This window comes from uncultured Caldilinea sp., assembly GCF_937128415.1.
GTDB lineage: Bacteria > Chloroflexota > Anaerolineae > Caldilineales > Caldilineaceae > Caldilinea.
Genome location: NZ_CAKZMJ010000067.1, coordinates 79,544 through 92,419 on the forward strand (window position 1 = coordinate 79,544; position 12,876 = coordinate 92,419).

Consider the following 12,876-nt stretch of genomic DNA (forward strand, 5'->3'; position numbering starts at 1 on the left):
CGCTCAGGGGCTGGCGGGCGGTGTGGATTCGGACGAATCTTCCGAAGGCGTCGGCGAGGCGTCAAGCCCAGGGTTCGCCTGGATTTGTTGCAACAAGAAACCGTAGCGCATTTTGCTGATCACAGTGAGCTGGGGGTCGCTCGCCTCCGCCAGCGTGGCGGCGCGGTCGAACGCCTCCAGGGCGGCGAAGAAATCCCCGCGCGCTTCGGCGATGTTGCCGAGCAAGAAGAACGCCTGCGGCTCGTCTGGGTTCAAGGCCAACGCGGCATTGGCGGCCGCTTCTGCGCCGTCCAGATCGCCGGCGCGGAAGCGGTCGTTGCCTAGCAGAAGGTGAAACTGAATCTCGCGGCCGGCGAACTGAGCAAGCGAACGCGCACGGTATTGCGCCGCGCGCGCCTCATCGCCCAGCCGCTCGGCGACGACGGCGGCCCACGTCAGCAGTTCGGGGCTGTCGGGCATCGTCCGCAGCCCTTCTTCGGCGGCGGCCAAGGCCGCCTCCCATTCCCGCGCTTCGACGTGGCGCTCGATGGTGCTGATCGCATCGACGAGCGCCAGCGTCTCCGGCGAAGGCGCAAACCAGGTGCGATAGGCCCATGCGGCGACAAGCAGCAGGACGGCGACGACCGCCAACGTCTGCAGCAGACGCCGAGTCTGCTGGCGGCGACGCGCAGCCACGTATTCATCCAGCCGCCACCATGCGCCTTGCGCCGGCGGATGCTGGGCGCGCAGCGCCGGAAAACCGCCGAGGAGCGCTGCTATTTTGACGATGCGAGCGCTGCGCCGCTCGAGCTGCTGTTGCAAATCCGCCCAACGCACCAGCTCCGGCTGCAAGGTCAGACCGCTGGCCGGCGCCTGTTGCGCTTCCTCCTCCTGAAGTTGCGCCAACAGCGCGGCGATGCGGTCGAGCCGCAGCAGATAATCGACCAGCGAAGAAGCGTCGAGCGAAGGCAGCTCCCGCTCGGCGCGGTCAAGCAGTCCACGCAATTCAGCGTAGGGAGTGGTGATGCGAGTTTCAACCGTGTGCGCCATGGTTTTTAGTCGTCGTACTCTTCCACTTCATCCTCAAGCGTCGCGGGCGTTTTGCCGCTGGCCTCCTCCTCTTCGCGCTGAATTTCGCGATAGACGCGATTGAGACCGGATTTGATTTGACTCTCGATCTTCGCTTTGCGCTCCGGCGGCACCGGGAACCACTCCAGCATCTCCGCCACCAGGCCGGTCTTCGTTTCGTTCTTGGTCTTGCCGGCGCGGTAATAATCGCGCACGCGGCTGCGCATGAACTCGATGTACTCGCCGACGCGGTAGGTGGCTTCCGGCCCTACGACCGGCCCATGGCCCGGCACGAGATAGTCGGCGCCGAGGTTGCGGATCAGCTCCAGGGCGCGCAGCCATTCCAGGGTGTTGCCCTGCGCCATGTAGGGGTGCTGATCCACCCAGACGATGTCGCCGACGAAACAAACTTTTTCCTCCGGCAGCCACACGATGCTGGTGGCCGGCGTATGGCCGCCGACGAAGATCAGCTCGATGCGCCGGCCGCCGTAGAGCAAGGTGGCGCGTTGGGTGAAGGTGATGTGCGGCGGGATGATGATGATGTTGTTGAGCTGCGCCTGAATTTCCGGCTCGCGTTTGAAGCTGTTGCGCACGCGCTCCTTGAAATTTTCGGTGTAGCCGGACATCTCCTTATAAGCGCGCTCGTGCGCCATCACCTTAACCGGCATGAAATATTGATTGCCCAGGGCGTGGCCGCGGTGATGATCGGTGTTGATCAGGTAAAGAAACGGCATGCCCGGGTATTGTTCATGAATCTGGTTGCGCCAATCGATCGCCTGCGCCGGAATCAAAGGGGCGTCGACCAGAATGATCCCCTCCTCCGTGTAGATGAACCCCGGCGTGCATCCCCGATAGTGGGTGTTGATGAAGACGCCGGGCGCCAGCTCCTCGCGCTGCCCCAGCCCCGTCACGCCGATGCGAACTGCACTTCGTCTGCGCGCCATAGCAATGTTTCCTCGCACCTTTGCTGGTCTAATACTGCGTCAGCCGCCCGGAATCGCTCTTCCGTTTCGGCCTGTCTTCATTCCTGATTGGCAAAGTATAGCCGAAGAAATGAGTTTCGTCAAAACATTTGAATTTATGTCAAGTAAGACCCGATAAGGTTAACCACCAAGACACCAAGATACAAAGGGATACTCCGGAAGAAAAAACGCCAAGTCTGCATGTTTCTTGGTTTCTTCGAGGCTTTGCGTCTTTGTGGTGATCTTTAAGCGCCTAGCTGCAAGGCCGGTGGTGAAAGCAAGGAGCAGGGGACAAAAGCAAACATCCTCTGTGTAACATGAGTTATGAAGTTAATCTTGCGATAACTTGCGTGGGTTAGAGTTCTGTAGAAGTTAGATTTCTTCAGAAGCCTAGATGCGTGCGCCGTGGGTGCAAATGTCCCGTCGTTTAGTGTAAGTGCGACACGACCTTTGCACGGGGCGCTGTGGTATACTCGGAGATTGTGGGTCATTCAGAAACTCTGGATGATGCGACCCCTTGGTCACAGCAAATGCTGAAAATAGGGAACGAGATTTCACTCTTCGCATCTTGTCCTCGCCCCTATTTTCGGATGACAACTCCAGCTACACAGAAACGGTGAAGGTTTATGAAGCGAATTGGCGTGATGACCAGCGGCGGAGACGCGCAGGGAATGAACGCAGCATTGCGCGCAGTCGTGCGCGCCGGGCTGGATCGCGGCCTGGAGGTGTACGCCATCTACGAAGGCTATCGTGGGTTAGTGGAGGGCGGGGAGCTGATCCGCCCGATGAGCTGGAACAGCGTGGGCGGCATCTTGCAGCTCGGCGGAACGATCATCGGCACGGCGCGCTGCGCGGAATTTCGCACGCGGGAAGGCCGCGTGCGCGCGGCCGCCAACCTGATCCGACGCGGCATCGACGGCCTGGTGGTCATCGGCGGCGACGGCAGCCTGACCGGCGCCGATGTGCTGCGCTCCGAATGGCCGGCGATTCGCCAGGAGCTGCTCGACGCCGGACAGATCAGCCGCGACGAGTACGAGGCCTATCCCTATCTGGCGATCGTGGGGCTGGTCGGCTCCATCGACAACGACATGTGGGGCACAGACATCACGATCGGCGCCGACAGCGCGCTGCATCGCATCACCTACGCCGTGGACGCCATCAGCAGCACGGCGGCCAGCCATCAACGCACCTTCGTGGTCGAGGTGATGGGACGCAACTCCGGCTATCTGGCGCTGATGAGCGCGCTGGCGACCGGCGCCGACTGGGTTCTGATCCCCGAAAGCCCGCCCGACGTCGAAAACTGGGAAGAGAAAATGTGTCAGGTGTTGAAGGCGGGACGCGCGGCCGGGCGACGCGATAGCATCGTCATCGTGGCCGAAGGCGCCATCGACCGCAACGGCGCCAAAATTACGGCGGACTACGTGCGCCAGGTGTTAGAGCACCACCTCCACGAAGATGTGCGCACCACCATCCTGGGGCATGTGCAGCGCGGGGGGGCGCCGAGCGCCTATGACCGCACGATGAGCACGCTGGTGGGCGTGGCCGCCGTCGACGAGCTGCTGAACGCCACCGCCGAGTCCACGCCGCAGCTGATCGGCGTCAAGGGCAACCGCGTGACGCGACTGCCCTTGATGGAGTGTGTGGAAAAGACGCGCGCCGTCAACGCCGCCATCAAGGAATGCAACTTCGCCAAGGCGATGGAGCTGCGCGGCCGCGGCTTCCAGGAATCCTTCCAGATTCTGCGCACGCTGGTGCGCGCGCTGCCGCATGAGCCGAAGGTGGGTCAGCGACGGCTCACGCTGGCCGTGCTCACCGCCAGCGCGCCTGCGCCGGGCATGAACACAGCCGTGCGCGCGGCGGTGCGGCTGGGTCTCGACCGCGGCCACTATCTGCTGGGCGTCAACAACAGCTTCCTCGGCCTGATCAACGACGATATGCGGCCCTTCAAATGGATGGACGTGGACGGTTGGGCGTCGATGGGCGGCTCCGAGCTCGGCACCAATCGGCATGTCCCCAGCGGCAAAGATTTTTACGCCATTGCGCGCACGATCGAAGAGCGACAGATCGATGGCTTGCTCATCATCGGGGGGTGGGCCGGCTATCTTTCGGCGCTGCGCCTGATGCATGAACGCGAGAATTTTCCGGCCTTCGAGATCCCCATCATTTGCCTGCCGGCATCCATCAACAACAACCTGCCCGGCAGCGAGCTCAGCGTCGGCGCCGACACGGCGCTCAACAACATCGTGGACGCCGTCAACAAGATCAAGCAGTCGGCGGTGGCCTCGCGACGCTGCTTCGTGGTGGAGGTCATGGGCAAATATTGCGGTTATCTGGCGCTGCTGAGCATGGTGGCCACCGGCGCCGAACGCGCCTATTTGCATGAGGAAGGCGTCACGCTCAAAGATCTCTACGAAGATGTGATGTTGCTGAACACGGGCTTTGAACACGGCAAGCGACTCGGCGTGATGATCCGCAACGAACGGGCGCATCCACTCTATACGACGCAGTTTATGGCCAACCTGTTCGAGGCGGAGGGCGGCGATCTGTACGAAGTGCGCACTTCCGTGCTAGGGCATCTTCAACAGGGCGGCGACCCTTCTCCGTTTGACCGCATCCTGGCCACGCGCTACGCCTATCGCTGCATCAACTTCCTGGAGGAAGAGGCGCTGGCCGGGCGCAACACCGTCGCCTGCGTCGGCGTACAAGGCAGTCAATACCACATCACACCGCTGGAAGATGTCATTCGGCAGTATGATATGAAGCTCGAGAGACCCAAGGAGCAGTGGTGGATGACGCTGCGCCCGATTGCGCGGATGCTCGCCCAACCTGGACCGCAATACTATCAACGGCGCAATGGGGAGTGAACGCAATGAGGAGATGAGCACAAAAAATCAAACACAAAATCGTCGGGCCAAAAATTTTTCTACGCCGCTCTATTTTATAAAATTGGAACGTTGTTTATCGATTTCAAAATCATCACGAAGAAGGCTAAAAGGTCATGAGTGTAAACAATCCCACATCAACCGGTTTCGGCGCCGTCTCCTCCAACGGACATCAGCACGATGAAAACCCTCTTCATATTGCGCAACGGCAGATCGAGCGCGCGTGCGAGGCGTTGAATCTGCCGACGACGGCGCGCAAGTCGCTGCGCCAACCGCTGCGCGAGTTTCACGCCATGCTCTCGGTGCAGATGGACAACGGCTCGGTGGAGGTTTTTCCGGCCTATCGCGTGCAATGGAACGACGCCCGCGGACCGGGGAAAGGGGGCATCCGCTTTCACCCGCAGGAGACGGTCGACACGGTGCGGGCGCTGGCGGCGTGGATGACGCTGAAGACGGCGGTGATGGATCTGCCGTTAGGCGGGGCCAAAGGCGGCGTGATCTGCGATCCCAAGCATCTTTCCAAATCGGAGCTGGAGCGCCTGAGCCGCGCTTACATCCGGGCGATGTCGCAGGCGATCGGGCCGGATATCGACGTGCCGGCGCCGGACGTCTACACGACGCCGCAGGTGATGGCCTGGATGATGGACGAATACGAGTCGATCTTCTCGCGTCGGCAGCCTGGCGTCATCACCGGCAAGCCGCTGTGCGTGGGCGGCAGCATCGGCCGCAACGACGCCACCGCGCGTGGGGGCATTTACGCAGTGCGCGAGGCCGCCAACCTGCTCAAGATCGACCTGAAAGACAAAACGGCGGCCATTCAGGGCTACGGCAACGCCGGCAGCTACGCGCATCAGCTGGCGGTCGAGCTGCTGGGCATGCGGGTCGTTGCGGTGAGCGACAGCCGAGGCGGCGTCTATGCGCCGGAAGGTCTCGACTATCGCAAGGTGCAGGAGCACAAACAGCGCACCGGCTCGGTCGTCGGTTATCCAGGCGCGCAGACGATCAGCAACGAAGATTTGCTCGAGCTGAACGTCACGGTGCTCTTCCCCTCGGCGCTAGAAAACGTCATCACGGAGCGCAACGCCGAATGCATCCGCGCACAAATTGTCGCCGAGCTGGCCAACGGCCCGACGACGCCCGAGGCGGATGAGATTCTCCATCGTCGCGGCGTCTTTGTTCTGCCGGACATTTTATGCAACGCCGGCGGCGTCACCGTCAGCTACTTCGAGCAGGTTCAAAACGCCTCCAACTTCTACTGGGACGAAGCGACCATCCATCGTCTGCTCGACGAACGCATCACCAACGCCTTCGCCACTATGCATCAGACGGCAACCGAGTACGGCGTGCACAATCGGCTCGGCGCACACATCGTGGCGGTCAAGCGCGTGTACGAGGCGATGAAGGTGCGCGGCTGGGCGTGAATGCGAGAAGGGTCGCCATCTCTGTAGGAGAAAATCTTTTCTCGAAGGATGGCGTCTTAGCCGGATCGGTGGTATACTAATTTATTGAGCTTCACGCAAACCATTTCGATGGGACGCCTTTCGATCGCTCCAGGATGAAGTGTTGCAGGGAAGCAACAGCCTTCGGATCGAAATATCAACGGGGATAGACGTCCCTGTTTTACTTAACCACACATAGAAAATGTTTTGATTCGAAAAGAGGAGAGCAGAACATGAAAATTGGTGTTTTAACAGGTGGAGGCGACGTTCCCGGGCTGAATCCCTGCATTAAAGCTGTTGTGGAACGTGCGGTCGACGAAGGTCATGAGGTCATCGGCATCCGCCGCGGCTGGGCGGGTCTTCTTTATCTAAATCCGGATGACCCGGAGACTTACGACAAATGTTTCGTAAAACTCGATAAAAATAAAGTCCGCACGATCGATCGCACCGGCGGCACCTTCCTGCACACCAGCCGCACCAACCCGGCCAATGTCAAGCCCAAGGACGTGCCGGCTTTTCTGCGCGATCCGAATAAGCCCGAGACGGACGAAAAGGCGCGGCTCGATTTTACGCCGCACGTGTTGAAGAACCTGGAGTTTCTGGGCATTGACCGCCTCATCCCGATCGGCGGCGACGACACGCTCAGTTTCGGCGAACGGCTGCACAGCGAAGGTTTCCCGGTGATCGCCATCCCCAAGACGATGGACAACGATGTCTACGGCACCGACTATTGCATCGGCTTTGGCACGGCGGTCACGCGCAGCGTGCAGTTCATCCATCAGCTCCGCACCAGCGCCGGCTCGCATGAGCGCATCGCCGTCATCGAGCTCTTTGGACGCAACAGCGGCGAGACCAGCCTGATCAGCTCCTACCTCGCCAGCGTGGATCGCGCCATCATCTCCGAGGTGCCTTTCGACGTCGAAAAGCTGGCGGAGCTGGTCATGCGCGACAAGCGGGCGAACCCGAGCAACTACGCCATGGTGACGATCAGCGAAGGCGCCCACTTCATCGGCGGTCAGGTGATCGAATATGGCGAGGCAGACGCCTACGGCCATCGCAAGTTGGGCGGCATCGGCATGCTCACGGGCGAGGCGCTCAAAAAGCTGACGGGTGAAGACATCATCTATCAGCAGCTCTCCTACCTGATGCGCTCCGGCGCGCCGGACGCGCTCGACCTGATGGTGGCCGTCAACTACGCGAACCTGGCCGTGTCGCTCATCACCAGCGGCGTCAGCGGTCGCATGGTGGCGCTGCGCGACGGTACCTACACGCACATCCCCATGAGCACCGTCACCAGCGGCGTCAAGCGCGTGGACGTGGGCGAGCTCTACGACGTCAACGAGTACCGCCCCAAGGTGCGCCACGTGCTCGGTAAGCCGATGTTCCTGTATTAATTCAAAGCGCGCGGTTGGCTGAGATTTTCGCGTGAAATCCACCTTCCAGGGGCTTAATGATTATTTAGCAAATACTCTGAGGATCATTGCAAGTGCAGCTCCCAACGGCGCACGCCTGGCGGGCCGCAAGATTTTGGATAAAACATGAGGATACGGCAGCGGCGAGCTGCACTTCGCAGTGATCGGAATGGTTTGTTAATTTCTATAAGCTTCCTGGAAGGTGGACGCAAAAAAGCGCTGCGAGGCCCGCGCTTGCGCCTGGAATAGGCGTCCGCAGACGTCTGTGAAGAGATGGTGGGTCCTGATTTTTTAGGAAAGGAAACGCAAAATGATTTACGAAAGCGTATATGAACTCAGACAAGACTTGAAAGATGCGGCGATTGTCAAAGGCGACCGCGTAGAAGTCGTCGATCTCGACAAGTTGCAAGCGCGCGGGATCGACCTGTTGGCGCGCTCGGCGACCTTTGGGACGGAGCCGGTCAAAGCCTACGCACGCTGGATGATCTGGGAAATCGGTCAGGCGCTGGGCGCGCGGCCGGCCAGCATCCACGAATTCTACATGGCGCGCGCTCGCAATGCCTGGTGCGACCGCACCGTGCCGGCCATGAACATCCGCTTCACCGCCTACGACACGATGCGAGCGGCGTTGCGCGCTGCCAAGCAGACCAATGCCGGCGCCATCATCTTCGAGATCGCGCGCAGCGAGATGAGCTACTGCGAGCTGCCGCCGGCGGAATACAGCGCCATGGTGATCGCCGCCGCCATCAAGGAAGGCTACTTCCATCCGCTCTTCATCCAGGGGGACCACTTCCAGGTCAAGGCGTCCAAGTATAAAAGCGACCCCGAGGGCGCTCTCCAGGAGGTCAAAGACCTGATCCGAGAGGCGATCCCGGCCGGCTTCTGGAACATCGACATCGACACCAGCACGCTCGTCACGCTGGAGCCGCCGACGCTCGACGAACAACAGAAGCACAACTACACGCGTTCGGCGGAGCTGACCAAGTTTATCCGCGATCTGGAGCCGAAGGGCGTCACGATCAGCCTGGGCGGCGAGATCGGCGAAGTGGGCGAGAAAAACTCCACGCCGGAAGAGCTCGACGCCTACATGGAAGGATACAAGCGGACGCTGGCGCAGCTGGGCGACTACGTCGGCCTCAGCAAGGTCAGCGTGCAGACCGGCACCAGCCATGGCGGCATCGTCCTGCCCGACGGCACGATCGCCAAGGTAGCGGTCGACTTTGAAACATTGGCCGTCTTGGGTGAGCGGGCGCGCTATCACGGCGCCGGCGGCGCCGTGCAACATGGCGCCTCCACGCTGCCGGAGGACTACTTCAACAAGTTCCCGGAGGTGCAGACGCTCGAAATCCACCTGGCCACCGGTTTCATGAATCTTTTCCTGGATCATCCGGCCTTCCCCGCCCGCCTCACCGAGAAAATTCACAAGTTCCTGGACGTCGCTTCGGCGGATGAGCGCAAGCCCAACATGACCGACGCGCAGTTCTACTATAAGACGCGCAAAAAGGCCATGGGGCCGTTCAAGCCAGAGCTGTGGGCGCTGCCCGCGGAGGCCAAGGAAGCGATCTATCAGGCGCTGGAAGACAAATTCGCGTTCTTCTATCGCAAGCTCAACGTCGTCGACACGCGCGAGCTGATTGACCGCTTCGTCACCGTGGTGGAATATCACCAACCCAAGCCCGCCAGCGCTCGCGCCGCCGGCGACGACCTAGGTTTGGCGGACTAAAATAGACGCACGCCAGACGCTTCGTCAAAAGAGGCCTGTTAAGAAAATGTTCAAGATGAACATTTTCTTAACAGGCTTTATCATTCCACAACATTAAAAGTCCTTCAAAAAACGAATTTGCACAAACGAAATCTTTGCATTATAGTTTTATCGGCACCGATCAAAGGACTGCGATTCAAGTTGCAACGTCGTTGCATCGGTGTGGCCGCATCGTCTTTTCTCATCATCCTTTAACTTTACTGATTTATCATTAATGTGAAAGTCGCAGATCGAAGGAGGTGATGCCATCCCGGGCTCGAGCATTCTCTGAAAATTTGGCTTCCCCTTTTTTCCATGCCTTTTTACCTTAAGGAGGTTACCTTGCCATGAACAAAGGAAAGCAGATCTTTACACTCCTGAGCGCGCTGATGATCGCCGTCCTGGTGCTCACAGCTTGTCCGGCGCCTGCTCCCGCGCCAGCTCCGGCCGAACCGGCGCAACCCGCCGCTCCTGCAGAACCGACGCCGACCCAGCCGCCGGCGGAGGAGCCTGCGCCTCCTGTGGCGTCCGAACGCTCTAAGACGCTGATCATGGACATTGACGGCGGTCGCCTGCAAGACCCGGAGGGCGTCTGGAACCCCTACGTGCCCGGCGGTCGCCGCGACCAGGGCTTCCATCAGGTCTGTCTGGAGCCGCTCTTCATCCTCAACTACCAGACCGGCGAGTTCCTGCCCTGGCTGGGGGAGAGCTTTGTGGCCAATGAAACGCTCGACGAGTGGACGCTCACGCTGCGCGAAGGCGTCACCTGGCAGGATGGAACGCCCTTCACCGCCGACGACGTGGTCTTTACGATTCAGACGCTCATCGACAATGCGCCTCAGCTAGGCGACTCTGCGGCGATGAAGACGTGGGTGAAAAGCGTCGAGAAAATCGACGACCGCACCGTGCTCTTCACGCTGAACAACCCCAATCCGCGCTTCCAGCTCGACTACTTCTCGGTCAAGATTTGGGGCAGCGTCAACATCATGCCCAAGCACATCTGGGAGAACGTCGATCCGCTGACCTTCAAGAACTTTGACCTGGCAGCCGGCCTGCCCATGTGCACCGGCCCCTATAAACTGGTCAGCACGAGCGCCACCGAAGTGGTCTGGAAGCGCCACGACGACTGGTGGGGCGCCAAGACCGGCCTCTATCGCCTGCCGGAGCCGGAGACGATCATTTGGACCTGGGCCGGCCCGCCCGAGACGCGCGCTGCGCTGATGGCGAACCGCCAGCTCGACAGCCTGATGGACATTACGCTCGGCGCGCTGCAGGCGCTGCAGGCGCAGAACCCGAACGTCATCACCTGGTTCAACGAGCCGCCTTTCGCCTGGGTGCCCGACCCCTGCTCGCGCACGCTTGAATTCAACAACGCCATCGAGCCGTGGAACGACCCCGAGATGCGCTGGGCGATCAACTACGCCATCGACCGCGACCAGATCGTCGAGATCGCCTATGAGAACACCACGCTGAAGAGCCGCCACTTCTTCCCGGCTTATCCGCCGCTGGACGCCCTCGTCGACGCCGCCATCGCAGCGGGCGCCTGGGATCTCGACCAGCTGTGGACCCATGACCCGGCCAAGACCGCCGAGATCCTTGAGTCCAAGGGCTATGTGAAGAACGCCCGCGGCTACTATGAGAAGGACGGCAAAGAGCTGACGCTGGACATCACCACGCACGAGGCCTTCATCGAGAAACAGCGCATTGCACAGGTGATCGTCGAGCAGCTGCAGGCGGTCGGCATCAACGCCTCCACGCGCAACGAGGCCGGCAGCACCTGGGATGAGAACTGGCGCAACGGCAACTTCGAGGCGCGCGTCGGCTGGCAGACCTGCGGCTCCGTCAACGAACCGTGGGCGTCGATGGAGCAGTTCAACGCCAAGTGGCTGCGCCCGATCGGCGAGCGCGCCGACTACGACGTCTGGCGCTGGAGCGGCCCCGCCGCCGAGGAGTTCGGCAAACTGGTGGACGAGATCGGCAGCCTGCCGCTCGGCGATCCGCGGGTGGAGGAGCTCTTCATCCAGGCCATGGATCTCTGGTTCGACGAGCTGCCCGTGATTCCGGTCACCCAGGCCAAGAAGATCATCCCCTTCGACACGACTTACTGGACCGGCTGGCCGACGGCGGAGAATGACTACATCCACCCGCCGACCTGGTGGCAGCACTTCCATGTGATTCTGCAGAACCTGACGGCGACCGGCGCGCAATAGGCGCAAAAGGATGGCATCGTCGCCTTCCAGGCGTCCCTCTTCCAGGAAGCGCTTTGCTTCCTGGAAGAGGGCGGCAAACATTTAGAACCCTACAACCAGAAAGAGCAGTAAATCAGGGAATTTCAAATTGTCGAGGCATCGCTCCCAAAATCGTTCCCAAAAAGAATCGCCATGGGTGGACTGACCTGGAACTACATTCTAAAAAGAGTGGGCATGTGGTTTCTCACCGTCTGGTTGGGAACCACCATCATCTTCGTTGTGCCTCGTCTGGCGCCGGGCGACCCCGTCGCCGCCATGATCGGGCGCATGACTGCCCAGTCAGGGTATATCGAAAACGCCGCGCAAATTATCGAGGCCTGGCGTGCGCGCTTCGGTCTCGACGATCCCTGGCATATCCAGTATCTGCGCTATGTTGGAAACTCGCTGCGCTTCGATCTCGGCTATTCGCTCGCCAACTTTCCCAGCCGCGTCGAAGAGATGGTGATGCAGGCGCTGCCCTGGACGATCGGGCTTCTACTGGTGGCGACGTTAATCTCGTTCATCGTCGGCAACACGATCGGCGCGTTGATGGCCTGGGAGCGCACGCCGGGCTGGATCCGCAACTTGCTGCCGGTGTCGCTCACCTTCACCTCGATTCCGTTTTTCATGCTCGGCATCTTGTTGATCTACGTCTTCGCCTTCTGGCTGCGCTGGCTGCCCGCTTCAGGCGCATTTGGCCGCGGCTTGATCGCCGGCTTCAACTGGCCTTTTATCGCCAGCGTCGTCCAGCACGCCATCCTGCCCGCCACCGCAATCGTGATTTCGTCGATGGGCTTCTGGGCGCTGGGCATGCGCGGCATGATGATCACGACCGCCGGCGAAGATTACATGATTTTGGCCCAGGCCAAAGGACTGAAACCGAGCCGCATCTTCTGGATGTACGGCGTGCGCAACTCGATTTTGCCGCAGGTGACGGCGCTGGCGCTCAGCCTGGGCGGCATCGTCGGCGGCGCCGTGCTGGTCGAATACATCTTCGCCTATCCAGGCGTCGGCTATCTGCTCTATCAGGGCATCGTGACTTCAGACTATACGCTGATTCAAGGGATTGTCTTTATGCTCGTCTTCACGACGGCGACGCTCGTGCTGATTCTCGATCTGCTTTACCCGCTGATCGACCCGCGCATCACCTATGAACGAGGATAGA

Annotated in this window: 8 protein-coding genes; 6 read left to right on the top strand and 2 right to left on the bottom strand. The window is 60.5% G+C overall.

What is annotated here, in order from left to right; translation table 11 throughout:
* Window positions 1–3 precede the first annotated feature (3 nt).
* Both Q0367_RS11930 and Q0367_RS11935 read right to left on the bottom strand, forming a co-directional pair.
* Window positions 4–1,029, bottom strand: a complete 1,026-nt coding sequence (locus Q0367_RS11930; protein WP_297640725.1) for a tetratricopeptide repeat protein — start codon at window positions 1,027–1,029, stop codon at window positions 4–6.
* 5 nt (window positions 1,030–1,034) lie between these two features.
* Window positions 1,035–1,991 carry an MBL fold metallo-hydrolase gene (locus tag Q0367_RS11935; RefSeq protein WP_297640723.1) on the bottom strand — a complete coding sequence of 319 codons (957 nt, stop codon included), beginning with the start codon at window positions 1,989–1,991 and terminating at the stop codon, window positions 1,035–1,037.
* Window positions 1,992–2,635: 644 nt separating this feature from the next.
* On the opposite strand from Q0367_RS11935, the gene Q0367_RS11940 reads away from it, so the two are divergent.
* The 6 genes from Q0367_RS11940 to Q0367_RS11965 all read left to right on the top strand — a co-directional run bounded on the left by Q0367_RS11940 (window position 2,636) and on the right by Q0367_RS11965 (window position 12,875).
* Window positions 2,636–4,873, top strand: a complete 2,238-nt coding sequence (locus Q0367_RS11940) for a 6-phosphofructokinase (protein WP_298982469.1) — start codon at window positions 2,636–2,638, stop codon at window positions 4,871–4,873.
* A gap of 134 nt (window positions 4,874–5,007) precedes the next feature.
* On the top strand, window positions 5,008–6,312 hold the full coding sequence (locus tag Q0367_RS11945) for a Glu/Leu/Phe/Val dehydrogenase (protein WP_298982471.1): 1,305 nt from the start codon (window positions 5,008–5,010) through the stop codon (window positions 6,310–6,312).
* 251 nt (window positions 6,313–6,563) lie between these two features.
* On the top strand, window positions 6,564–7,724 hold the full coding sequence (locus Q0367_RS11950; RefSeq protein ID WP_298982474.1) for a 6-phosphofructokinase: 1,161 nt from the start codon (window positions 6,564–6,566) through the stop codon (window positions 7,722–7,724).
* A 328-nt stretch (window positions 7,725–8,052) separates the two neighbouring features.
* A complete protein-coding gene (locus tag Q0367_RS11955) occupies window positions 8,053–9,465 on the top strand; it encodes a class II fructose-bisphosphate aldolase (RefSeq protein ID WP_298982476.1) in 1,413 nt (470 codons plus the stop codon).
* 365 nt (window positions 9,466–9,830) lie between these two features.
* A complete protein-coding gene (locus Q0367_RS11960) occupies window positions 9,831–11,693 on the top strand; it encodes an ABC transporter substrate-binding protein (RefSeq protein WP_298982478.1) in 1,863 nt (620 codons plus the stop codon).
* A 171-nt stretch (window positions 11,694–11,864) separates the two neighbouring features.
* The gene (locus Q0367_RS11965; RefSeq protein ID WP_297640712.1) at window positions 11,865–12,875 is read left to right on the top strand and encodes an ABC transporter permease; all 1,011 of its coding nucleotides are present in this window, start codon (window positions 11,865–11,867) and stop codon (window positions 12,873–12,875) included.
* Window position 12,876: the final 1 nt, after the last annotated feature.

Coding starts and splice junctions, on each gene's coding strand:
- Q0367_RS11935 (WP_297640723.1), bottom strand. CDS start 1,991: ATGGCGCGCAGACGAAGTGCAGTTCGCATCGGCGTGACGGGGCTGGGG.
- Q0367_RS11940 (WP_298982469.1), top strand. CDS start 2,636: ATGAAGCGAATTGGCGTGATGACCAGCGGCGGAGACGCGCAGGGAATG.
- Q0367_RS11945 (WP_298982471.1), top strand. CDS start 5,008: ATGAGTGTAAACAATCCCACATCAACCGGTTTCGGCGCCGTCTCCTCC.
- Q0367_RS11955 (WP_298982476.1), top strand. CDS start 8,053: ATGATTTACGAAAGCGTATATGAACTCAGACAAGACTTGAAAGATGCG.
- Q0367_RS11960 (WP_298982478.1), top strand. CDS start 9,831: ATGAACAAAGGAAAGCAGATCTTTACACTCCTGAGCGCGCTGATGATC.
- Q0367_RS11950 (WP_298982474.1), top strand. CDS start 6,564: ATGAAAATTGGTGTTTTAACAGGTGGAGGCGACGTTCCCGGGCTGAAT.
- Q0367_RS11965 (WP_297640712.1), top strand. CDS start 11,865: ATGGGTGGACTGACCTGGAACTACATTCTAAAAAGAGTGGGCATGTGG.
- Q0367_RS11930 (WP_297640725.1), bottom strand. CDS start 1,029: ATGGCGCACACGGTTGAAACTCGCATCACCACTCCCTACGCTGAATTG.